Consider the following 21,039-nt stretch of genomic DNA (forward strand, 5'->3'; position numbering starts at 1 on the left):
TGGGTCTCGTGGACTCTTCAACTCATCAAGTATGGGAGCGCTCCCATGGTACCCGCTCCATACACAACCCGTAAGTTCGGGAGGGGATGGCAAAGCCATGCACTTCAGCAGGAACACTTCCCCGCTTCACCACCCGCAGCACCTCCGGCGCCACCGCCCCGGACGCCACCGCCTCGTCGCCTCCGGCCTCACGGCCGTACTCGCGGCGGGCCTGCTGGCAGGCTGCGCGGAGGACAGCGGGGGCACAGCGTCCGGAAGCAGTGAGGACGGGAAGACCACCGTCTCGGTCGGTGTCTTCGGCGTCTTCGGATACAAGCAGGCGGGGCTCTACGACGAGTACGAGAAGCTCCACCCGGACATCAGAATCAAGGAGAACTCCACCGAGCGGAACGAGGACTACTACCCCGCCCTGCTCAACCACCTCACCTCCAACAGCGGTCTGAGCGACATCCAGGCCGTCGAGGTAGGCAACATCAACGAGGTCGCCGGTCTGCACTCCGAGAAGTTCGTCGACATGGCCAAGACGGACGGCGTGGACAAGTCCGGCTGGCTTCCCTGGAAATGGAACCAGGCCAAGGCGAAGAACGGCAGGGTCGTCGGCCTCGGCACGGACATCGGGCCGATGGGCATCTGCTACCGCAAGGACCTCTTCGAGAAGGCCGGACTGCCCACGGAGCGCGACAAGGTCGGCGAACTGTGGGCGGGCGACTGGGGCAAGTACGTCGACGCGGGCGAGGAGTTCATGAAGTCGGCGCCGGAGGACACCACGTTCACCGACAGCGCCGCCGGCCTCTACAACGGCTCCGTCTCCAGCTACGCCGTCAAGAACTACAACAAGGACGGCGAGCTCATCTACAAGAAGAGCAAGGCCGTCAGCGAGTCCTGGGACCTGGCGATGCGTGCCGTCGAGAGCAAGATGACGGGCAAGCTCAAGCAGTTCGACAAGTCGTGGGACCAGGCGTACGCCAACGGCACCTTCGCCTCCGTCATCTGCCCGCCCTGGATGCTCGGCTACATCAAGGAGAAGTCCGGCGAGAAGGGCGCCGACGCCTGGGACGTGGCCGCCGCGCCCAAGCCGGCGAACTGGGGCGGCTCCTTCCTGACCGTCCCGGAGCACGCGAAGAACAAGGAGCAGGCGGTCGAGCTCGCCAAGTGGCTGACCGCGCCCGAACAGCAGGCCAAGCTCTTCGAGAAGCAGGCCAGCTTCCCCAGTTCGAGCAAGGCGCTGACGGCCCCGGAGGTCAAGAGCGCCGAGCACGAGTACTTCGACGACGCGCCCATCGGCAAGATCTTCGCCGATGCCGCCAAGGGCATCCCGACGGCCGTGCTCGGCCCGAAGGACCAGGCCATCCAGGAGCACATCGGCAACATCGGCATCCTCCAGGTCGAGCAGCAGGGCAAGTCGCCCGAGGAGGGCTGGAATTCCGCGGTGAAGAAGATCGATGACACTGTCGAGGACTGACCCAGGGCCCGGCCTGCGGGCAGCCGGGCGTCCCGTGAAAGGGAGCGGGGGCAGCCGCGCCGACGAGCGCCGCAGCCGCCGCTACCGCAGGGACGCCCGGTGGAGCCCGTACGCCTTCATCGCACCGTTCTTCCTCTTCTTCGCCGCCTTCGGCCTCTTCCCGCTGCTCTACACGGGCTGGGCGTCGCTGCACAACGTCTCGCTGCACGACCCGACGCACATGGAGTGGGCCGGGCTGCACAACTTCTCCCGGCTGCTGGAGGACGAGTTCTTCTGGAACGCCCTCCGCAACACCCTCACCATCGGGATCATCTCGACGGTGCCGCAGCTGGCGATGGCGCTCGGCCTGGCGCATCTGCTCAACTACAAGCTTCGCGGCTCGATGTTCTTCAGAGTCATGATGCTCACCCCGTACGCGACGTCCGTGGCAGCGGCGACGCTGGTCTTCGCGCTGCTCTTCGGGCGCGACTTCGGGATGATCAACTGGGGTCTGGGGCTGGTCGGTCTCGACGGGGTCGACTGGGAGAACGGCACGTGGACGTCGCAGATCGCGGTCTCCACGATCGTGATCTGGCGCTGGACGGGCTACAACACGCTGATCTACCTCGCCGCGATGCAGGCCGTCCCGCACGACCTGTACGAGTCGGCGGCGCTCGACGGGGCCTCCCGCTGGCAGCAGTTCGTGCACGTGACGATCCCCTCGCTGCGTCCGACGATCCTCTTCACGGTCGTGGTCTCCACGATCGGGGCGACCCAGCTCTTCGGTGAGCCACTGCTGTTCGGCGGTTCGCACACGGGCGGCAGCTCCCACCAGTACCAGACGCTCGGGCTGTACCTGTACGAGCAGGGCTGGTTCAACTTCCATCTCGGCCGGGCCTCCGCGATCGCCTGGACGATGTTCCTGATCCTGGTGGTGATCGGCCTGGTCAACTGGCTGATCGCCCGGCGGCTGCAGAAGAGCCAGAGCCGATGAGGGAGACCGGCATGCTGCAAACAGCGACAGACGACCGCCACACGCCGCCTCCCGCGGACGGGAGGGACGCCGGGCCCGGCCCCGGGAAGAAGGGCGGGCCGGGCGGAGGCCCGTCCGGCGAGGCCGGCGGGAAGAAGCGGTCCGGCGGGGCGGGCAGGCAGCTCTACGCGGGACGCCTCGCCTACACCATCCTGGCGCTCTTCACGCTCGGTTCGCTCTTCCCGCTGGTGTGGACGGCGATCGCCGCTTCCCGCAACAACCAGCGCCTGGCCGAGACCCCGCCCCCGTTCTGGTTCGGCGGGAACCTGCTGTCGAACATGGCCACCGCGTGGAACGACGCCAACATGGGCAAGGCGCTGTTCAACACGATGATCGTCGCGGGCACGGTCGCGGTCAGCACGGTCCTCTTCGCCACCCTGGCGGGCTACGCGTTCGCCAAGCTCCGCTTCCGGGCGCGGAACGCGCTGCTGCTGCTGGTGATCGGCACCATGATGGTGCCGCCCCAACTCAGCGTCGTGCCGCTCTACATGGCCGTCGCGAAGCTGGAGTGGGCCAATCAGCTCCAGGCGGTCATCCTGCCGATGATGGTCAGCGCCTTCGGCGTCTTCTTCATGCGGCAGTACCTGCTCAACGCCCTGCCGACCGAACTGATCGAGGCCGCACGGGTGGACGGGGCGCACAGCCTGCGCGTCGTGTGGCACGTCGTCTTCCCGATCGCACGGCCGGCGATGGCGGTGCTGGGAATGCTGACGTTCGTGATGGCCTGGAACGAGTTCTTCTGGCCGGTCATCGCACTGACCCAGGACAACCCGACCGTGCAGGTGGCGCTGACTGGCCTCGGCCGCGGCTACATCCCCGACGAGTCGGTGATCATGGCGGGCGCGTTCCTGGGCACGCTGCCGCTGCTGATCGCCTTCGCGCTGTTCGGCAAGCAGATCGTCGGCGGCATCATGCAGGGCGCGGTGAAGGGATGAGCGCGCCCGTGTGAACCGGCCCCGGAGTCCCGACCGTCCGCCTTCCCTGCGCACCTCGCGCGTTTCGCCACGTCTTGAATGGGAGCGCTTCCATGACCTTGTCCCCCACGTCCTCCGACACCGCGGCGCAGTCGTCACCGCAGTCCGCCGCGCCGCCCTCGCCGCACACGGAAGCCGATCCGAGCCAAGTGCGCTTCCCCGCCGGCTTCATGTGGGGCGCGTCCACCTCGGCGTACCAGATCGAGGGAGGCGCGCGGGACGGCGGACGCACCCCCTCCATCTGGGACACCTTCTCCCACACCCCGGGCAGGACCGAGCGCGGCGAGACGGGGGATGTGGCCTGCGACCACTTCCACCGCTACCGCGACGACGTCGAGCTGATGTCCGGACTCGGCCTGGACGCCTACCGGTTCTCCGTGTCCTGGTCGCGCGTCCAGCCCACCGGACGCGGCCCGGCCGTCCAGCGCGGCCTGGACTTCTACCGCGCCCTCGCCGACGAACTGCTGGAGGCGGGCATCACTCCCCTCCTCACGCTCTACCACTGGGACCTGCCCCAGGAGCTGGAGGACGCCGGCGGCTGGCCCGAACGGGAGACCGCCCACCGCTTCGCTGAGTACGCGCACATCGTGGCCGACGCCCTCGGCGACCGCGTGAAGATGTGGACCACGCTCAACGAGCCCTGGTGCAGCGCCTTCCTCGGCTACGCCTCCGGTGTGCACGCCCCGGGACGCACGGAGCCCGCCTCGTCACTGCGCGCCGCCCACCACCTCAACCTCGCCCACGGCCTCGCCTCCATCGCCCTGCGCGACGCCCTCCCCGGGGACGCCGAGATCTCCGTCAGCCTCAACCCCGCGGCTGTACGCGCCCGTTCGGACGCACCCGCCGACCAGGACGCCGCCCGCCGCATCGACGCTCTCGCCACCCGGGTCTTCACCGGCCCCATGCTGCACGGCCGCTACGACGAGGACCTGATCGCCGACACTTCGCGGATCACCGACTGGTCGTTCGTACGGGACGGCGATCTGGCGTGCGCGCACCAGCCCCTGGACGGGCTGTGCGTCAACTACTACACGCCGTCGGTGGTTTCGGCAGTCGGCGAGGCGGAGTCCGCGGAGCGCCGTGACGGCCACGGCGCCAGCGAGCACTCGCCCTGGCCCGGTGCCGACCGTGTCGCCTTCCACCAGCCTCCCGGGGAACTCACCGAGATGGGCTGGAGCATCGACCCCGGCGGCATGAGCGACCTGCTGCTCCGCTTCCACCGCGAGGCCCCCGGAGTACCGCTCTACATCACCGAGAACGGTGCCGCCTGCGCGGACGAGCCGGACGGCGAGGGCCGGGTGCACGACCCGGAACGCATCGCTTACGTGCGCGACCATCTGGCCGCCGTGCACCGGGCGATGGAGCAGGGTGCCGACGTGCGCGGCTACTTCCTGTGGTCGCTGCTGGACAACTTCGAGTGGTCCTACGGGTACAGCAAGCGATTCGGCATCGTCCACGTCGACTTCGCCACCCAGCGCCGTACGCCCAAGTCGAGTGCCCACTGGTACGCCCAGGTGGCGCGCACGGGCCGGCTGCCGGGCTCATGAGGCGCCGCGCGGACCCGTCCAGCGCCGCACGGGGCGTCCGTCCGGGTCCGCGCGGTCTCCCGTGGGGGGTCAGTGGCCGGGGGCCGGGGGGACCGGGGGAAAGAGGGGGAAGAGGGGTGGGACGCAGCGGGTGTGGGGGGAAGGCGCTGCGCCCCACCCTGTCGGGGTGCGGGCACGGGGGCGTTCAGCCGGTGAAGACTCTGGCGAACTCCCCCGTTCCCGTCCTCAGGCTCGAACACGTCGCCTGCGCCTCGCGCCGTGCGCCGTCCGGGCACGCCTTGTCCCGGGTGGCCGACCACATCGACAGCCAGGCCAGCTGCTTCTCCTCGGCGAACTTCTTCAGTTCGGCGGCGTCGCCGGGCCTGAAGACCTCCACCTCGACGTCGTTCACACCGATCATCGGCGTGACGGCCACGGTCCGCCACGCCTCGTCGTCGTCGCGGATGCCCAGTGCGGGCTTGACCTGCTTCTGGGTGGCGGTCGCGGCCTGGACGGCGTACTCGCCCATGTCGCCGTCGTAGTAGGTGCCGTAGTCCATGGCCATGATGTTCACGGCGGACACCCGCGCACCGTGCTTCTCTGCGTTCTCCAGCACCGCGACGGCGTCCCGGTTCAGCCCCGAGGGGAGCGCCGGGAGGGTGAAGGAGACGTCCAGGTCGCCGTGCTTCTGCTGGAGGCGGGCGATCGCCCGGGCGCGGAGGGTGTTGGCCTTGGTGTCCTTCAGCGCGGGCCCCTCGATGTCGAAGTCGGCCTTCGTCAGGTCGTAGGTGTCGATGACCTTTTCGTAGGCCTTCGTCAGCCTGTCCACCGAACCGCAGACGCGGGCCAGTTCGTTGCCGCTCTGGCCGCCGAAGGAGATCCGCACGTCGCCGCCCTCGGCGCGCAGTTCGTCCGCCTGCCGGGCGACCGGGTTGTCGGTCAGTTCCTGTCTGCCGCCCCACTTGGGCGTGCAGCCGCCCCCGGGGGAGACGAAGGCGAGGTTGTACTCCTTCACGCCGGTCTTCGCGGCGCTGCCTGCCAGGTCGTAGGGGGGATTGAGCATGGTGTCGACGTAGGGCGAGAAGACCGTCTCCGCCGGCGGGCCCTCGCTCTCACCACCGCCGTTCCCCTTGTCCTCGTCCTTGTCCTTCTTCTTGCCGCCGTCGCCCCGGTCGTCCTGCTGCTCACCGCCGGCCTCGGAGCCGCCCGAACCTCCCCCGAGGACCGTCTCGCCCGCGAGCGCGAACACCGTGCCCGCCACGGCGGCGACCGCCGCGACGGCACCGGCCAGCACCAGGCCGCGCCTCGGCTCGGAGGGCTTTCGCCGCGAGCCGCGTGCCGGTGAGTCGTTCGTCATCGCCTGCCTGTCCTCGTTCGGTGCCGGAGGTGAGTTCGGACGTACACCAAGCTAGCGACAACGGTCTGGGAATTCCCCCGGAAGTCAGCGGCGGCGGTGCGACTTAGGACGCACTTAAGAAGAGGGAAGGGTCCGGTTAGGGAAGGTTGCCCGGCCGTATCCCGGGGCCCGTACCGCCCGTACCACCCTTCCCTGCCGTACCGCCCGTGCCGCGGGCGCAGACCCGCGCACCGCGCGCATATGATTCATTTCACCCTGCGCCGTGGATACTTCAGCCTCCGCTGCGAGCGGCGGCGGGTTCGCCGGTGTTCGCCGCCCTCGGCGCCGTCCAGCGTGAGCCAGACCCGTATCTCGGTCCCTCCGAGCACCGAAGGGCCGACGCGCACGTCCCCGCCCGTGGACTCGGCCACTCTGCGCACGATGTCCAGGCCCAGCCCCGTGGACCCGGGCCTCCCGTCACCGTGACCACGGCGCAGGGCGGCGTCCGGGTCGGCGATGCCGGGGCCCGCGTCGGAGACGAGCACGATCACCGAGTTGCTGGCCGGGCCGCCGTGGTGGACGTCGACGGAGAAGTCGGTGCCCTGGGGGGTGTGCCGGAAGACGTTGCCGAGCATCGCGTCGAGCGCGGCTGCCAGTTCACTGCGGGCGACCGGCACCCGCACGGGATGCTCCACGCCGGCCAGCCGTGCCTCGCGGCCCTCGTCCTCGGCGAGCGCCGACCAGAAGGACATCCGGTCGCGTATCACCTCGGCCGCGTCGCAGGCCGATTCGAGCCCGCCCGCCGGATGGGCGCGCTGCTCGCGCTGTTCCCGTGCGGTGCTGATGACCTGGTCGACCTCGCTCTCCAGCTTGGCGACCGCCTCCCGGGTCTGTTCCGCGGCGTCGCCGTCCCCGAGCGAGGCGGCGTTCAGCCGCAGCACCGTCAGCGGCGTGCGCAGCCGGTGCGAGAGGTCGGCCACGAACTCCCGCTCGTTGGCGAGAAGCTGGACGACCTGATCGGCCATGGCGTTGAACGCCGCCGCGGCCGAACGCAGTTCGCTCGGCCCGTCCTCGGGCACGCGCACACCGAGTTTTCCCTCGCCCAGGGCGTGCGCGGCGGCTGCCAGCCGCCCGGCGGGGCGCACCATCAGGGTGCCGAGACGGTCGGCGACGACCACCGAGCCGAGGATCAGCGCGATGCCCACACCCGCGATGACCATCCAGGACGTGGTGACGTTGTGGGTGACGGACTCGTCGGAGATGAAGACCTCCACCACCGCGAACTCCCCGCTCGCGACTGCCGTCGGCCGCAGCAGCGTGTAGCCGCCGGGCACAGTGACGGTGGAGGCGCGGCCCATCTTCCGTGCGGTCGCCAGCTGTTCGTCGGTGGCCCGCTGCCGGCCCACCTCGACTGCGGCCTGCCGGCTCCCCCCTGCCTGCGCGGCGACTCCGGGCGTGCGCGGCGAGAACGGCACATGGACGGCCAGACGGTCGTCACCGCCCGCCTCGGTGCTGGCCACGGCCTTCTCCAGTTCCTGCCGATCCGTGGTGATCGCCAGCACCGGCCCGACCGTCGCCGCCTGCCGCTCCGCGTCGGAGAAGGCGCGGTCCCGTGCGGTCTCCTTGACGACGAGCGCGAGAGGCACGGCGAAAGCGATCACGACCATGGCGGTCACGGCGAGACACACCTTCACCAGTGCCCATCTCATGCCGTATTTCCTTTCTCAGGGCCGCGGTTGCTCCGGCGCTTCGAGCTTCACTCCCACACCGCGCAGCGTGTGCAGAAACCGGGGCCGCGCGGCCGTCTCGCCCAGTTTGCGGCGCAGCCAGGACAGATGGACGTCGATGGTCTGGTCGTCGCCGTAGGACTGCTGCCACACCTCCGCCAGCAGCTCCTTGCGTGCCACGACGACACCCGGCCGTCCGGCGAGGAAGGCCAGCAGGTCGAACTCGCGGCGGGTGAGGTCCAGCAGTCGTCCGTCCAACTCCGCCTGCCTGCGCAGCGGATCGATGGCCAGCCCGCCCACGCGCAGCACCCTGTCCGCGGACTCGCCCGCTCCGGCACCCGGCGAGGCGGACGCACCGCGCGAGCGGCGCAGCACCGCGGCCATGCGTGCCGAGAGATGTTCCACGGAGAACGGCTTGACCAGATAGTCGTCGGCGCCGTCGTTGAGAAGGCGCACGATCTCGGTCTCGTCGTCGCGGGCCGTGGCGACTATCACCGGCACGTCCGTGATGCCGCGCAGCATCTTCAGCGCCTCGCCGCCGTCCAGGTCGGGAAGGCCGAGGTCGAGGATGACGACGTCGAATCCCACCTGCGCGACCTCGCGCAGCGCCTCCAGGGCCGTGCCGACGCTGCGCACCGCGTGCGAGGCGTCGCTGAGGTGCCGGATGAGGGCGGAGCGTACGAACTGATCATCCTCGACCACGAGCACACGAGCCATGGCGCGCACGTTACGCCATACTCCGATCCGGGTGAGCGGGATGCCGCTATGGTGGCCGGGATGGGACGATCACTCGTGCACGCGGCAGCGTGGGTACTTGCCACGAGCGCGGCGGTGACTCTGTCCTGGTTCGGGGTTCACACGGTCCTGAACGGGACCGAGTACGACCCGCCTCGCACACTGCCCCTGTCCGGCGGGGCGTCGGCCTCCGAGCCCCCTCCGTCCCCGTCGAAGAAGCCCCCGGAGCCCTCCCCTTCGCGCACCTCACCCCCGCCGTCCAAGACGCAGAAGCCCAACCCCCCTGATTCCAGGCCCTCTTCGGACGAAGAACGGCCGGACCCGCCCGACGAGAGCCACCCGCCCAGCAGTCAGGCACCGGACGGCGAGGTGCGCGGGGTCAGCATCACCGGCGGCCGTGCCGTCTTCGACATGGGGCAGTCGTCGGCCACTCTGGTGTCGGCGACCCCCGAGGACGGCTGGGACACCAGGGTCTACAAGGACTCGACCTGGATCAGGGTCACCTTCTCCAACGAGGGCACCGAATCCTCGGTCTTCTGCCGCTGGGACGACGGACCGCCGCGCGTCGAGACGTACACGCGCTCGCAGTATCAGCAGTGAAGTCCCCCCGGCCGCGCGGCACTTCACCACACCCGCAGCTGACGGGTCCCGGGTTCAGCGGAAGGCGTCGCCGGGAGGCAGCGGCGAGGGACGCGCGTTCGCGTCGGTGACCGGTCGCGCGCCGCCGGCGAAGGCGGTCAGCGGTTCACCCGTCTCCATCCGCCCCGGGTGCGGGTCCGATGCCGCGCGCCGCGTCAGCTCCGCGACGGGCAACTCCCCGTCCGTGGCCAGCAGTATGGCGTTGCCGAAGCGCCGACCCCTCAGTACCGCGGGGTCGGCGACCAGCCCTGTCCGGCCGAACGCCGCCTGTGCGGTCGCGACTTGGGAACGCAGATGGTCGAGGGGCCGCCGCGGGGGCAGTCCTGGCCCGCCGGGCGGCCCGGACGCCCCCGGCCCGTCCGCGATGTTCGCCGCGTACAGCCCTCCCGGGCGCAGCACGCGCCGTATCTCGTGGAGGAATTCGACGCTGGTCAGATGCGCGGGCGTACGGGCGCCGCCGAAGACGTCGGCGATGACGAGATCGGCCCACTCCCGTTGGAGTCCGGACAGCCCCGCGCGGGCGTCCGCGCCGCGTACCCGTATCCGCCAGCCGCGCTCCAGCGGCAGGACGGCGCGCACCCATCCGGTCAACTCCGTGTCCTGCTCGATGACCTGCTGCTCCGAGCGCGGCCGGGTGGCCGCCACGTAGCGGGGCAGGGAGAGCGCGCCGCCGCCCAGGTGCAGGACCCGCAGCGGCCTGCCCGGCGGCGCGGCGACGTCGATGACATGGCCGATTCTGCGCTGGTACTCGAAGCCCAGATGAGCGGGTTCGTCGAGATCGACGTAGGACTGGGGCGCTTCGCCGATCAGCAGTGTCCAGCCCCGCGCACGGTCCGGGTCGGGCAGGAGGCTGGCCGTCCCGGCCGAGACGCCGGCGGTGAGCACTTCCCGCGCTTCCCGCTCCCGGCGGCCCCGGGCGCGGCCGCCGCGTCCCCGGCCTTCGTCCTTGCGGGAGCCCCGCTGTCTCGCCTTCGCCACACGGTCCATTGTCGCCGAGTGCCGAGCGCTCTCCGCGGCGTCCGGGGCGGCGCCCCGGACGGGAACCGTTTCCTCACAGACAGTTGTCGGCGGCCTCGATGGTTCGGGCGGCCTCTCCCAGCGCCGCCCGCAGCAGCGACGCGTCCGTGGCGACCCCGAACGCGCCCTCCGGCGGCACCAGCCAGCCGCTGCCCGGCTCGGGCAGTTCCTGCGCGACGGTGCGCGGACGCCCGGGGGTCTGGGTGCAGGCGCTGCCCGGCAGGTCCCAGCAGGCCGCGGTGCCCGGGGGTACGAGAAATCCGAGCGTGTCGCCGGCGCCGTCACACAGCAGCACCGGGCCCAGCCCGTCACGCAGCCGCAGGATGTCCACGGCCTCCAGTCCCTGACGGGCGGGAACAGTCACCAGGTCACAGGGCACACCGCCGCCGGCGGTACGCAGTCCAGGGCCGGTGTCCAGCATGGGGACCCCTCCTCCGAGCTCCTCCGCAGTGGTCATACAGGGCTCAACGGCACACGACGTCAACGGGGTACGGCACGGGGCGCCGCAAAGGATGGCACTTCATGGCAGATCGTGGGCGAGATATCCGTTTTGCAGCCGAACACTGCGTGTTGACCTTGTCACAGCCTGTACGGTCCCGGCATGGCGTCGTCACCTTCCGCGTCACGGGGCCCGCAACGCGTGCCCAACAGTGCCTTCCGGCGGCTGCGCGGCACGCAGTCGCCCGCCGAGTTCGCCGCGGCCGTACGCCGCGCCGCACGGGCGATCGGCGAACAGGTCGCGTGCGACGCGCGCTACATCGGGCGGGTCGAGGCCGGCGAGATCCGCTGTCCCAACTATGCCTATGAACGGGTATTTCTGCACATGTTCCCGGGCCACACGCTCACCGACATGGGCTTCGCCGCACGCGAGACCGTCCGCGGCCACGCGGCTCGCCTCCAACAGGCGCACGGGGGTGACAATCCGCCGCCGTACCTGACGCACCGTCAAGCGGAATCCCGTACGCTCTTCGGCCACAACAGCCCCACGGGCAACAGCAGTCACGGCAGTCCCACCCTTCCCCCGGCATTCCTCGTCTGCCCCGACTCGCCCACCTGCACGATCTGTTCAGACTGTCCCGAGATCCACGAGGAGAGCGACGTGCTACGTCGCGCGTTCATGATCAGCGGCCCGGCGGCCGTACTTGCCGCCGCACCACCGGCCGCAGGCGCACCCGCTTCCGAGAGCGGGCACATCCCGTCCGCACACGCACCACGGCGCGTCGGCGCCTCCGAGGCCGAAGCACTCGAAGAGGCGGTACGGCGCATCCGCCTGCTGGACGACCGGCACGGCGCCGACAGCCTCTACCAGCGCGCCGGCGCCTCCCTCCGCGCCGCCTACGAACTCCTTGACACAAGCACCCCGCACCGCCGGTCCGTCACCGAACGGCTGCACCACGGAGCCGGTGAACTCGCCATCTCGGTGGGCTGGCTCGCCCACGACTCCGAGCGCTTCGACGACGCCCGCTCGCACTACGCCGAAGCGCTGGCCACCGCCCGTGTCGCCGGCGACTCCGCGCTGGAGGCGCACGCCTTCTCCAACGCCTCCTTCCTCGCACGTGACGGCGGACGCCCGCGCGAAGCCGTACGGGCCGCCCAGGCCGGGCAGCAGGCGGCCGGACGCCTCGGCTCCGCACGGCTGTTGTCGCTGCTCGTCATGCGCGAGGCCGGCGGCTGGGCCGCCCTGGGAGACCGCTCCGCGTGCCGGCAGTCGCTGAGCAGGGCGCACACGCTCTTCGAGCACGGAGAGGCGGACGCCGACCCGGAGTGGATGAGCTTCTTCGGCGAGGCCGAACTCGCGGGTCTGGAGGCGCAGTGCTGGTCCGCGCTGCGGGACTGGGAGCGGGCGGCGGACCGGGCGGGCCTGGCAGTCCGGCTCCAGGACCCCCACTTCGTACGCAACAGGGCGCTGTTCACAGCCGAGTTGGCCTGTGACCTGGCCGCGCTGAAGCAACCCGGGGAGGCGGCGGAGGCGGGCAGCCGCGCGCTGGCCCTGCTGGGCCCGGTCCAGTCCTCGCGCATCCGGGCCATGCTGGAGACGACGGCGCGGCAGCTGAGCCCGTACGCCGGCGAGGAGGGTGTCGACGCCTTCCTGGCCGACCGGGGCCGCATGGTGCCCCGTCCGCGCACGGCCTGACGGCACGGGCCGCCCGGACGTCTCCCGTTGTGCGAACTGGCCCTGCAGGGCGGGGAGTCGGCAGCCCGCACGGACCGTCGCAGGCGTGTGCGGGCGAGGGGCCCACGGGCGGTCCGCCACCTGTGGGCGCACCGGGACGGCGCGCCAGGGGCGGCACACCAGGGGTGGGCGCGCGAGGCCGTCAGTCCAGATGCCCCGTGTCGTTCCAGCGTTCGATCGCGGGTTCGCCGTACGCCCAGCCCAGCACCGACAGCGACGCCGGCGAGAGGGTGAGGCAGCTCCCGAACGGCGTCCCGCGCCCGAGCCAGCGCGCCCCGAGGACGCGCAGCACGTGCCCGTGCGCGAAGACCAGCACGTCGCGGTCCGAGGAGCGCACGCGTTCCACGATCGTGTCGGCGCGTGCGGCGATGGCGCTCATGCTCTCACCGTCCACGACGCCGTCGCGCCAGATCACCCAGTCCGTCCCGGTGTCCTCCCTGATCTGCCGGGTGGTCAGGCCCTCGTACGCGCCGTAGTCCCACTCCCGCAGCTCCTCCCACTCCTGCGCCCGGTCGCCGAAGCCCGCCAGTTCGCACGTCTCACGTGCGCGGGAGAGAGGGCTGGTGCGTACACCGGCTCCCGGCAGTCCGTTCCAGGGAGCGCTGTGCAGACGCTCACCGAGACGCCTGGCGCTGCTGCGTCCTTCGTCGAGAAGCGGGATGTCGGTCCGGCCCGTGTGCGCGCCGGTCGTCGACCACTCGGTCTGCCCGTGCCGGACCAGCAGGATGCGCGCTGCCATGAGTTACCTCTTCAGCCGTCGGAGGGAGGGCGGTCGGGACGGGGACGGTGCACCGGACCGCGCCCGGGGCGCGTTCGCGGCAGCCGTGTGTCCATGTCCGCCATTTTTGCCCTGCTGCCGTCGCACACCGCGGCGGGCGCGCGGGCGCGGGGCGTCTGTGCGCGCCCGGACGCCGGGGAGGACCTCCGGGACGCGCGCGGCCGCCGGCGCCGCTCGTCCCGCTCGTCCCGCTCGGACGAACCCGCCGGACCGACTCCGGGGCAACGCCTGTCGGTCCCGGATGCCAGACTTCCGCGAGTACTGCAGTCTTTCCGCGAGGCGAACGCCGATGACCCACTCCCACGGCAGCGGCACCGCGTCCGGCTCCGGCCGTGCGGCGTCCCTGCGCCGTCGCCTGGCCGAGCTGCGCGGGGGCCCGGACGTCCAGCCGCGTCCGCTGGACGCGCGTGCCCTGGCCGCGCTGGCCGCCAACCCGGGCTGTCACCGGCGTGCGCTGCTCGACGGGGCGGGGGTCGACAAGGCCGCCCTGGCACAGGCGTTGGGCGCGCCCGCTCCCTTCGGCCAGTCGCAGTTCGCGTTCGCTCGCGGCAACTCCTTCGAGGCCAAGGTCAAGGCGGACGGCGGGGCCGAGCTGATCCGGCTGCTGTGCGAGTCCACGGGCGAGACACCGCCCGAGCCGGAGCAGGTCGCCGTCCCCGACCTGCGGGCCGACGGGCCCGAGGGCCGCACCGCGCGCACACGCCTCGCGCTGGCACCCGGCCGGGCCGGCGCGGCGGACACCGCAGCTGCGGACGCCGGGGCGGCGGGAGCCGGCGCAGAGGCAGGCGCAGAGGCGGGCGCAGGTGCCGCGGGGGTGTGGACCCTGCTGTACCACCCGATGGTCGCCCTGGACGTCGCGGGCTCGGCCGCCTATCTGGAGCCCGACGTGATCGCCCTTCACCCGGACGGCAGTTGCACGGTCGTCGAGATCAAGTCCTTCCCGATACTGGACGGTTCGGCCGACGCGGCGAAGGTGGGGGCCGCCGCCCGTCAAGCGGCCGTCTACGCACTCGCGCTGGAAGAGTCGGGCTGCGCGGGCCCCGTACGCGAACAGGCCCTGCTGGTCTGCCCGAAGGACTTCACCAACCTCCCCACGGCCCACGGTGTCGACATCCGCAAGCAGCGCGCCACCACCCGCCGCCAACTCGCCCGGCTCACACGGATCGAGGAGATCGCCGCGGCCCTCCCGGCGGAGACCGTCTTCGACCCGTCCCGCCCCGCGAGCGAACTGACCCCCGCGGTCGAGTCCGTACCGGCCGCCTACGCGCCGGAGTGCCTCTCCAGCTGTGAACTGGCCTTCCACTGCCGCGCGCGGGCACGCGAGACGGGGGCCGTGGAGTCCCTGGGCCGTTCCGTGCGCGGCGAGCTCGGCGGCTTCCGGACCATCGGGGCGGCTCTGACGGCAGCGGCGGGAGCCGGAAGCCACGACCCCGGCGAGGAACCGGCCGGCACCGAGGACCCGGCGGCGGCGGCGCTGCGGCGCGCGGCCCGGCTGCGTGCCGAAGCACTGGGCGGTTCGGCTTGCTGACCACGAAGTCCGACGGCCGGGAGGCACCGTGTCGCTGATGGCCGCCCTCGCCCGCATGGAGGCCGCCCAGAGCGGACGGGCACAGCCCAGGGCCACTGTGCGCCACCGCCGTCTGGCCGAACGTCCGCTGGTCCTCGTCCCGTTGACCACCGCCGGCGAGACCGGTGCGCCGCTCGGCGCGCTGGTGGGCAGCAGCCGCGAGACGCCCGAACTGCTCGTCGTGCCGCAGCCGCGCGACCGCGACCGGCGCTTCGCCTTCCTCGCCCGGCTCGCCGACGCGGTACTGCCGCACGTGGAGGCCGCGCAGGACGACGTCGAGTGGGAGGAGCGCAAGGAGACGGACCCGCAGACAGGGAAAAAGGTCGCCGTACAGGTCGAACTGTGCGTGGACGCGCCTCAGTTGCTCGTCCCGAACGCTCCCGGCATCGAGTTCGTGCGGCTGCTGGGCCGCTCCATGCGCTTCCGGCGCACCGCCGAGGAGGAGCCCACCGCGCCGTATCCGGCTCCGCCGCGCGTGCCGCTGCTGGGGCGCTGGCTCACGCACTACGGGGAGCGCGCCCGCGTCCCCGGCTCCGCGCTGCTGCTGTCGATGACGGACCTGCTGGCACGTCACTGGGCCACCGGCCAGAGCGCCCTGGAGGACCAGCACCTGGGCGCACTGCTCGCGTGGATCGACCCGCCCGAGGGGCTGACCGGCTCCGAGGCGGCGCTGCGCGCCGAGACGGAACGTGACGCGGCGGGCCGGCTGCTCTGCCCGCCCGCGGGCCCGGCCACCGACCCCGCCTTCGACAACAGGCTGCTGGCCCCCGCCGTCGCCCGCTTCGACGCGGACGTCCCGGGCGCCGAGGAAGAGGTGCGCGAGCTGATCGCCTCGCAGCTCCGCCCCGTGTGGGAGTCGATGTGGCACGGCGTCGACCTGCTGCGCACGCTGCCGGAGGGTGAGCACGTCGCCGAGCGCTTCAAGCGCGACCGCTGGTCCTACACCGGTCACCGCGACCGTGTGCGCACCGGCGAACCGCCGCAGCCCCGCCGCGACGACGCGGTCACGGCCGCCTCCAAACTCGCCGTGCGCGAGCAGGCGCAGGCACGCCTGGAGGCACAGGAGGCCCTGGACGATCCCCTGGTGATGGCCGAACGGCGCCTGGCGGGCGAGGCGTTCACCGGTGAGGTCGTCGAGGTGCGGATGGCCTGGTCGGACGGCAGACGGCCGATGCCGCGCCCCCTCGTCACGCTGCGCACCGGCGACCGTCCGCAGCTGGCGGAGGGAGGCCGGATGCACCGGAAGATGCCCGAAGGCTCCGCTCAGAGCGCCGAGTTCGTGGACGGCCTGGCGCCGGGGCTGGTGACCGTACGGCTCGTGAGCGGCATGGGCCGGAGCAAGGAGCCGGCGCCCGCCACCGTGCCGGAGCCGGGCGAGCCGCTGTGCTGGACGCTCTTCGAGCACGCCCCGCGAGGCGGCCCGGGTCTGCCCGACGCCGACGACACGCCCTGGACGCACGGGGGCCCGCCCGCGGAGGCCGGTGCCCCCGCCGGGAACGTCGCCGCTACCGTCGCCCCCGCCGGCAGCGGTACCTCCGCCGGGACCGGTACGTCCGCCGGGCAGGGCCTGTCCGGACTGCCGTCCCAGCGGCCCACGCAGCCCGCCGGGCAGCCGCCCGCGCCCCTCGCCGCTGAGCTTCCCGACCCCGTCACCAGTGAGGACCTGCTGTGAACGCGCCCCCTCGCCACCGCGGCTCCCACCCGTCAGGCGGGCCCCTCCCGCCCGGCGACGAGGCCGCGCCCGGGGAGGCGGCCGCGCCCGGGGAGGCGGCGGCACGGGCCACGGAGGCGATCCTCCACGACACACTGCACAGCCCGCACCGGGGCGTCGTCGTCGACTCGCCCCCCGGTGCGGGGAAGTCGACGCTCGTCGTCCGCGCCGCCCGCGAACTCGCCGCCGCCGGGCGTCCGTTGATCGTGATCGCGCAGACCAACGCACAGGTCGACGACCTCGCCGTGCGGCTCGCCACCGCAGATCCGTCCCTCCCGCTGGGTCGCCTGCACAGCAGCGAGGCCCGCCCCTACGACCCGGCGCTCGACGACCACTCCGGCATCGTCACCTCCGCCAGGATCGCGGACCTCGAAACGCTCCCGGTCGTCATCTCCACCGCCGCCAAGTGGGCATGGGTGAGTACACGGACGCCGTGGCCGCACGCGATCGTGGACGAGGCGTACCAGATGCGCTCCGACGCCCTGCTCTCCGTCGCGGGCCTCTTCGAACAGGCCCTGTTCGTGGGCGACCCGGGCCAGCTCGACCCCTTCAGCCAGGTCGGCTCCGAACAGTGGGCAGGCCTGACCCACGACCCGTCAGCGAGCGCCGTCACCACACTGCTGTCCCACAACCCCGGCCTCCCGCAGCACCGCCTCCCCGTCTCGTGGCGGCTTCCCGCCTCGGCGGCGCCGCTGGTGTCGGCGGCCTTCTATCCCTTCACCCCCTTCCGCAGCGGCACCGGGCACAGCGAACGCGGCCTGACCTTCGCGGCTCCCGCGGACGGTTCCCCGGCGGACCGCGTCATCGACGAGGCAGCGCGCTCGGGTTGGGGCCTGCTTGAGCTGCCCGAGTGGATCACCCCGCGTGCCGATCCGGAAGCCGTCGCCGCGGTCGCAGGGCTCGTTCAGCGGCTGCTCACCCGCGAGGGTTCCACGACGGACGAACGCACCTCCGCACCCGCAGCGCTCACCGCCGACCGCGTCGCCGTGGGCACCGCCCACCGGGACCAGGCGGCAGCCGTACGCTCCGCCCTGGCCGGCCTCTCCCTGCCCGCCGCCGTGGACGTCACCGACGTCACGGTCGACACGGCGAACCGCCTCCAGGGACGGGAGTTCGACGTCACGGTCGTGCTCCACCCGCTGTCCGGACGCCCGGACGCGACGGCCTTCCACCTGGAGACGGGACGGCTGTGCGTGCTGGCCTCACGCCACCGGCACGCGTGCATCGTGGTCTGCCGCGCGGGCGTCGCCGGACTGCTCGACGACCACCCCAGTACGGAGCCGGTCCAGCTCGGAGTTCCGGTGAAGTTCCCCGACGGGTGGGAGGCGAACCACGCCGTTCTCTCCCACCTCTCGGCGCACACCGTTTCCTCGCCCCCTGATTCCGCGTATCCGTGAGCCGTGAATCCGTGCGCCGAGGGCGTGCCGGGAGCCGTCCGTACGCCGTCCTGCACACAGCGCCCGTGAAGCGGGACAATGGGCGAGGCCGCTACAGATGGAGGTAGGCACATGCCCGAGCCGCATTCGGCTCCGGACCCGCGCGGAGACGCACCCCGGTTCCGCCGTCCCGCGCCCCTGCTCTTCGAGCCCTCGGAGAGCAAGGAGGACTCCGAGCAGTTCTTCGACCTGGACACCATCACCGATCCGCGTGAGCTGCTGGAGCGCTCGACCGAGCTCGCGCTGGCCTTCCGTGCCGCCGCCGACCGCGCGGTGGAGTTCCAGGCGATGGCCGCGGCTCAGCTGGCCGACCCCAAGCGCTTCGACCGGCTCTCGGACGCGGCGGTCGCGGAGCGGGGCGACTGGGCCGAGGACTATGCCCGGAAGATGATCGAGTTCGGCCGGGAGCTGCTCGCGGACCGCGGGCCGCAGTAGCGGCGGGTCGCGGAAGCGCGGACCGGGCCCGCGGGCCCGCTTCCGCAGCACGCTCGCCCCTCCTCGCACCCGCCACTGGGCGTCGTTCTGGCATATGCGCGGGGCGTAAGATACGCGAAATCACCCGCTGTTGTCCGTTTTCCCACCGAGGGCTACATTCGCGGCGCCGGTTCCGGTACATCTGTATTCATGGACAGGCAGCGGCACACCACCCCAGAGCCCACCCTTCCCGCCGGCGACCCCGGCCTTCTCGAGTTCACTCCCGTGCCCCAGCGCCTCACCCCGGCCGCCGCGGGCCCGTCATGCGTCACCGCCGACGGCGCCGCGTGGCTCGCCGGCGCCAGCGTCTTCCCCGACAGCGTGCGCGCGCTGTGGCGGCACCGGCCCGCCTCCCCCAGCGTTCTGCCGTGCGGCCGGGCGTTCGACGTGGTGAGCGCGGCGCCGCTCCCCGGACGCCGGATTCTCGACCGCTTATGGACGACGGGCCCCGGCAGCGGTCCCGTGGCCGTGCACCGGGGCCGCGTCCTGATCTTCGCCGCTCCCGGCACGGCCCGGCGGCTCTCCTCGCTGCTGCGCTGGGAGGAGTGGCGGCAGTATCGGGACGAGGACGGCGAAAGCCCGCACGGCGATCTTGCCGAAACGTTACCCCCGCTGCTCTGCCATGGCCCGGGTGACTGTGTGACCGTCCCCGCCCTCGTCCCGCCGGCCCCGGACGTCCACAGGACCGGCGAAGGGAACGCCCCCTTCACGATTCCGGGCCGCCACTCGCGCTGGCTCGTCGGCCCGGACCTCAGGGACCCGTGGCTGCCGGGCCCCGGCGCCCTGCTGCGCGCCTGCCTCCAAACGGCCCGTGACGGGCGGCGCCGAGCGTCCGTACGCGCAGGTCGCAGCTCCGGCGGTCCCGGACAATCGAATTTCGGCACAGCGGATCGTGATGCTAAGGTCTACGACGTCACCAAGCGCCGCTAGCTCAGTTGGTTAGAGCAGCTGACTCTTAATCAGCGGGTCCGGGGTTCGAGTCCCTGGCGGCGCACAGACAGCCGGAGGCCCTCTCGCCGAGCGAGGGGGCCTTCGTCGCGCCCGGCCGCCTGCGGCCGGGGCGGACGTCCGAACCCTGCCGCCTGCCGCCTGCCGCCTGCCGCCTGGAAGTTTGCCGGGCGTCACGAGCCGGTGAACCTCCCGGCACAGCGCTGCTAGACCGCCCCGTCCTTCCGGGTGACCCTCACTCGCCACCCTTCCTTCTCGCTCTTCCCGGTGACTTCCACCCGCACCCCGCCCCCGCGGTCCGTCGTATAGCTCTCGCCCACCCCCAGCGGAGCGTCCGCCAGCGAGGGGTAGACCGAACCGTTGGTGCAGGCGTGTGTGCCGGGATGACCGTCGATGACCTTGATCGGGCCGTAGGTGGAGGCACGGTCGCTGCGCACCCAGTACATGAGCACCCCCTCCGCGCACAGCCCGCGGTCGTTGCCCCTGGAGTCGCGGGCCTCTATCGCCAGCGCCTCGTGCTGTCCGGTGCGCACGACCGCCAGCCGCCGGTCGCGCGGACCGCCCAGCGGGGCCCGGGCGAGCGGGCGCAGCGCGTGCGAGGTGGCCCCGGCGTCCGACGGTACGCAGCTCACGTTGCGCCTGCCGAGCCAGCCGAGCTTCCACTTCTCCCAGGCGAAGATGTCGGGGGCGAGGCCGAACTGGCTTCCCATGAGATCCCAGTCCCCCACATGGGTGTCCCAGTCGGCCGTGCCCGAGGCAGGCCGCCGGTAGAGGTCCGGCAGGTCGAAGACGTGACCGGTCTCGTGGGCGAGGACGTGACGGTCGGGCGGGCTCTGCTCGAAGACGGTCACGAGGCGGCGCAGTTCGGTGCCGTCCACCTCGATCGGGGCGTCGAAGTTGACGACCTTGGTGGCGTCCGAGTCGACGCCGCGGGCGTCCGGATCGGCGACCAGATAGACGAGGTCGTAGCGGCCGAAGTCGAGCTCCGGGTCGGCGGCGGCGATGGCGTCCCTCAGGTACTCGGTGCGCTCGGGCGTGCTCCAGTCACGCTCTATGCCGTACGAGCGTGACCTGGAGGGCATCTCGATCCAGCGCTGCAGCGGATGGACGTGGAGCTTGAACTTCCCGTAGGAGGCGCGGGAGAAGAAGTCCGAGGTGGCCGGGAAGTGGTCGGCGGCCAGTTCGCGCGGGGTGACCTGCGGCCGGGAGTCGGGGAAGGAGAGGAAGACCATCGCGGCGTCTATGCGGTTCCGGGGCCTCGGGTAGGCGGTGTCCCAGCTGTCGACGCCGAGGGAGTGATGGGCGCCCGTACGCGGGAGGGCACAGGGAGCGGCTATGGCTGCCGCGGTGACCGGGCCCGCGAAGAGCGCCATCCCTATGAAGGCGACCAGGGCGGTGAGGACGGCTCCCGCGCGCCGCCATCCGCAGCGCACGGAGAACGCCCTCCACCCGTCGTACATCCGCGAATCCGCCACGAGTGGACCTCATTGGGCCGGGAGTAAGGACCCTTCAACCCTTGCCCGA

General features: G+C 72.0%; 18 protein-coding genes and 1 tRNA gene. 12 read left to right on the plus strand and 7 right to left on the minus strand.

What is annotated here, in order from left to right; all coding sequences use genetic code 11:
- Nucleotides 1-97: 97 nt before the first annotated feature.
- The 4 genes from H343_RS0115815 (at nucleotide 98) to H343_RS0115830 (ending at nucleotide 4,995) form a co-directional block, all read left to right on the plus strand.
- Entirely contained in the window at nucleotides 98-1,462 is a 1,365-nt protein-coding gene (locus tag H343_RS0115815) for an ABC transporter substrate-binding protein (protein WP_078505692.1), read from the plus strand.
- Nucleotides 1,443-2,435 (plus strand): carbohydrate ABC transporter permease, encoded by a 993-nt coding sequence (locus H343_RS0115820; protein ID WP_028431951.1) that lies wholly within the window; start codon nucleotides 1,443-1,445, stop codon nucleotides 2,433-2,435. The genes H343_RS0115815 and H343_RS0115820 overlap by 20 nt, the downstream gene beginning before the upstream one ends.
- A gap of 11 nt (nucleotides 2,436-2,446) precedes the next feature.
- Nucleotides 2,447-3,409: a carbohydrate ABC transporter permease gene (locus H343_RS30900; RefSeq protein WP_078505740.1), complete on the plus strand. Its 963-nt coding sequence runs from the start codon at nucleotides 2,447-2,449 to the stop codon at nucleotides 3,407-3,409.
- Between the two features lie 92 nt (nucleotides 3,410-3,501).
- Nucleotides 3,502-4,995, plus strand: coding sequence for a GH1 family beta-glucosidase (locus H343_RS0115830; RefSeq protein ID WP_078505694.1), 1,494 nt, complete (start codon nucleotides 3,502-3,504; stop codon nucleotides 4,993-4,995).
- A 184-nt stretch (nucleotides 4,996-5,179) separates the two neighbouring features.
- Here H343_RS0115830 and H343_RS30905 read toward each other — a convergent pair whose 3' ends face one another.
- The 3 genes from H343_RS30905 to H343_RS0115845 form a co-directional block, all read right to left on the minus strand.
- Nucleotides 5,180-6,331 carry a chitinase gene (locus tag H343_RS30905; RefSeq protein ID WP_037903874.1) on the minus strand — a complete coding sequence of 384 codons (1,152 nt, stop codon included), beginning with the start codon at nucleotides 6,329-6,331 and terminating at the stop codon, nucleotides 5,180-5,182.
- Nucleotides 6,332-6,576: 245 nt separating this feature from the next.
- A complete protein-coding gene (locus H343_RS30910) occupies nucleotides 6,577-8,019 on the minus strand; it encodes a sensor histidine kinase (protein WP_037903876.1) in 1,443 nt (480 codons plus the stop codon).
- 15 nt (nucleotides 8,020-8,034) lie between these two features.
- On the minus strand, nucleotides 8,035-8,754 hold the full coding sequence (locus H343_RS0115845; RefSeq protein WP_028431953.1) for a response regulator transcription factor: 720 nt from the start codon (nucleotides 8,752-8,754) through the stop codon (nucleotides 8,035-8,037).
- Nucleotides 8,755-8,814: 60 nt separating this feature from the next.
- Between H343_RS0115845 and H343_RS0115850 the strand changes: the two genes are divergently transcribed.
- On the plus strand, nucleotides 8,815-9,372 hold the full coding sequence (locus H343_RS0115850) for a hypothetical protein (RefSeq protein WP_028431954.1): 558 nt from the start codon (nucleotides 8,815-8,817) through the stop codon (nucleotides 9,370-9,372).
- A gap of 54 nt (nucleotides 9,373-9,426) precedes the next feature.
- Here the strand turns inward: H343_RS0115850 and H343_RS30915 are convergent, their stop codons facing one another.
- Entirely contained in the window at nucleotides 9,427-10,398 is a 972-nt protein-coding gene (locus H343_RS30915) for a fused MFS/spermidine synthase (RefSeq protein ID WP_037903878.1), read from the minus strand.
- A gap of 64 nt (nucleotides 10,399-10,462) precedes the next feature.
- Nucleotides 10,463-10,849 carry a hypothetical protein gene (locus H343_RS0115860; protein ID WP_078505696.1) on the minus strand — a complete coding sequence of 129 codons (387 nt, stop codon included), beginning with the start codon at nucleotides 10,847-10,849 and terminating at the stop codon, nucleotides 10,463-10,465.
- A gap of 180 nt (nucleotides 10,850-11,029) precedes the next feature.
- Here H343_RS0115860 and H343_RS0115865 point away from each other — a divergent pair, with 180 nt between their 5' ends.
- Nucleotides 11,030-12,562 (plus strand): NsdA family TPR-like regulatory protein, encoded by a 1,533-nt coding sequence (locus tag H343_RS0115865; protein WP_028431956.1) that lies wholly within the window; start codon nucleotides 11,030-11,032, stop codon nucleotides 12,560-12,562.
- Between the two features lie 181 nt (nucleotides 12,563-12,743).
- Here the strand turns inward: H343_RS0115865 and H343_RS0115870 are convergent, their stop codons facing one another.
- Nucleotides 12,744-13,340 (minus strand): histidine phosphatase family protein, encoded by a 597-nt coding sequence (locus tag H343_RS0115870; RefSeq protein WP_028431957.1) that lies wholly within the window; start codon nucleotides 13,338-13,340, stop codon nucleotides 12,744-12,746.
- A gap of 328 nt (nucleotides 13,341-13,668) precedes the next feature.
- On the opposite strand from H343_RS0115870, the gene H343_RS0115875 reads away from it, so the two are divergent.
- The 6 genes from H343_RS0115875 (at nucleotide 13,669) to H343_RS0115900 (ending at nucleotide 19,561) form a co-directional block, all read left to right on the plus strand.
- Nucleotides 13,669-14,907 (plus strand): hypothetical protein, encoded by a 1,239-nt coding sequence (locus H343_RS0115875; protein WP_051265320.1) that lies wholly within the window; start codon nucleotides 13,669-13,671, stop codon nucleotides 14,905-14,907.
- A 28-nt stretch (nucleotides 14,908-14,935) separates the two neighbouring features.
- Nucleotides 14,936-16,618 (plus strand): hypothetical protein, encoded by a 1,683-nt coding sequence (locus H343_RS30920; protein ID WP_486586915.1) that lies wholly within the window; start codon nucleotides 14,936-14,938, stop codon nucleotides 16,616-16,618.
- Nucleotides 16,619-16,737: 119 nt separating this feature from the next.
- Nucleotides 16,738-18,054, plus strand: coding sequence for an AAA family ATPase (locus tag H343_RS0115885; RefSeq protein ID WP_051265369.1), 1,317 nt, complete (start codon nucleotides 16,738-16,740; stop codon nucleotides 18,052-18,054).
- 111 nt (nucleotides 18,055-18,165) lie between these two features.
- Complete coding sequence (locus H343_RS0115890) at nucleotides 18,166-18,528, plus strand: hypothetical protein (protein ID WP_028431960.1); 363 nt, start codon at nucleotides 18,166-18,168, stop codon at nucleotides 18,526-18,528.
- Nucleotides 18,529-18,717: 189 nt separating this feature from the next.
- A complete protein-coding gene (locus H343_RS34265; RefSeq protein ID WP_486586916.1) occupies nucleotides 18,718-19,497 on the plus strand; it encodes a hypothetical protein in 780 nt (259 codons plus the stop codon).
- A tRNA-Lys gene (locus tag H343_RS0115900) sits at nucleotides 19,488-19,561 on the plus strand. The genes H343_RS34265 and H343_RS0115900 overlap by 10 nt, the downstream gene beginning before the upstream one ends.
- A 160-nt stretch (nucleotides 19,562-19,721) precedes the next feature.
- Here H343_RS0115900 and H343_RS0115905 read toward each other — a convergent pair.
- Nucleotides 19,722-20,975 carry a M6 family metalloprotease domain-containing protein gene (locus H343_RS0115905; protein ID WP_051265322.1) on the minus strand — a complete coding sequence of 418 codons (1,254 nt, stop codon included), beginning with the start codon at nucleotides 20,973-20,975 and terminating at the stop codon, nucleotides 19,722-19,724.
- Nucleotides 20,976-21,039: the final 64 nt, after the last annotated feature.

The organism is Streptomyces sp. TAA204, assembly GCF_000424965.1.

What these genes read in the sequence shown, in the direction of transcription:
- H343_RS0115815 (WP_078505692.1), top strand. Translation starts at nt 98, where the DNA reads ATGCACTTCAGCAGGAACACTTCCCCGCTTCACCACCCGCAGCACCTC.
- H343_RS0115820 (WP_028431951.1), top strand. Translation starts at nt 1,443, where the DNA reads ATGACACTGTCGAGGACTGACCCAGGGCCCGGCCTGCGGGCAGCCGGG.
- H343_RS30900 (WP_078505740.1), top strand. Translation starts at nt 2,447, where the DNA reads ATGCTGCAAACAGCGACAGACGACCGCCACACGCCGCCTCCCGCGGAC.
- H343_RS0115830 (WP_078505694.1), top strand. Translation starts at nt 3,502, where the DNA reads ATGACCTTGTCCCCCACGTCCTCCGACACCGCGGCGCAGTCGTCACCG.
- H343_RS30905 (WP_037903874.1), bottom strand. Translation starts at nt 6,331, where the DNA reads ATGACGAACGACTCACCGGCACGCGGCTCGCGGCGAAAGCCCTCCGAG.
- H343_RS30910 (WP_037903876.1), bottom strand. Translation starts at nt 8,019, where the DNA reads ATGAGATGGGCACTGGTGAAGGTGTGTCTCGCCGTGACCGCCATGGTC.
- H343_RS0115845 (WP_028431953.1), bottom strand. Translation starts at nt 8,754, where the DNA reads ATGGCTCGTGTGCTCGTGGTCGAGGATGATCAGTTCGTACGCTCCGCC.
- H343_RS0115850 (WP_028431954.1), top strand. Translation starts at nt 8,815, where the DNA reads ATGGGACGATCACTCGTGCACGCGGCAGCGTGGGTACTTGCCACGAGC.
- H343_RS30915 (WP_037903878.1), bottom strand. Translation starts at nt 10,398, where the DNA reads ATGGACCGTGTGGCGAAGGCGAGACAGCGGGGCTCCCGCAAGGACGAA.
- H343_RS0115860 (WP_078505696.1), bottom strand. Translation starts at nt 10,849, where the DNA reads ATGCTGGACACCGGCCCTGGACTGCGTACCGCCGGCGGCGGTGTGCCC.
- H343_RS0115865 (WP_028431956.1), top strand. Translation starts at nt 11,030, where the DNA reads ATGGCGTCGTCACCTTCCGCGTCACGGGGCCCGCAACGCGTGCCCAAC.
- H343_RS0115870 (WP_028431957.1), bottom strand. Translation starts at nt 13,340, where the DNA reads ATGGCAGCGCGCATCCTGCTGGTCCGGCACGGGCAGACCGAGTGGTCG.
- H343_RS0115875 (WP_051265320.1), top strand. Translation starts at nt 13,669, where the DNA reads ATGACCCACTCCCACGGCAGCGGCACCGCGTCCGGCTCCGGCCGTGCG.
- H343_RS0115890 (WP_028431960.1), top strand. Translation starts at nt 18,166, where the DNA reads ATGCCCGAGCCGCATTCGGCTCCGGACCCGCGCGGAGACGCACCCCGG.
- H343_RS34265 (WP_486586916.1), top strand. Translation starts at nt 18,718, where the DNA reads ATGGACAGGCAGCGGCACACCACCCCAGAGCCCACCCTTCCCGCCGGC.
- H343_RS0115905 (WP_051265322.1), bottom strand. Translation starts at nt 20,975, where the DNA reads ATGTACGACGGGTGGAGGGCGTTCTCCGTGCGCTGCGGATGGCGGCGC.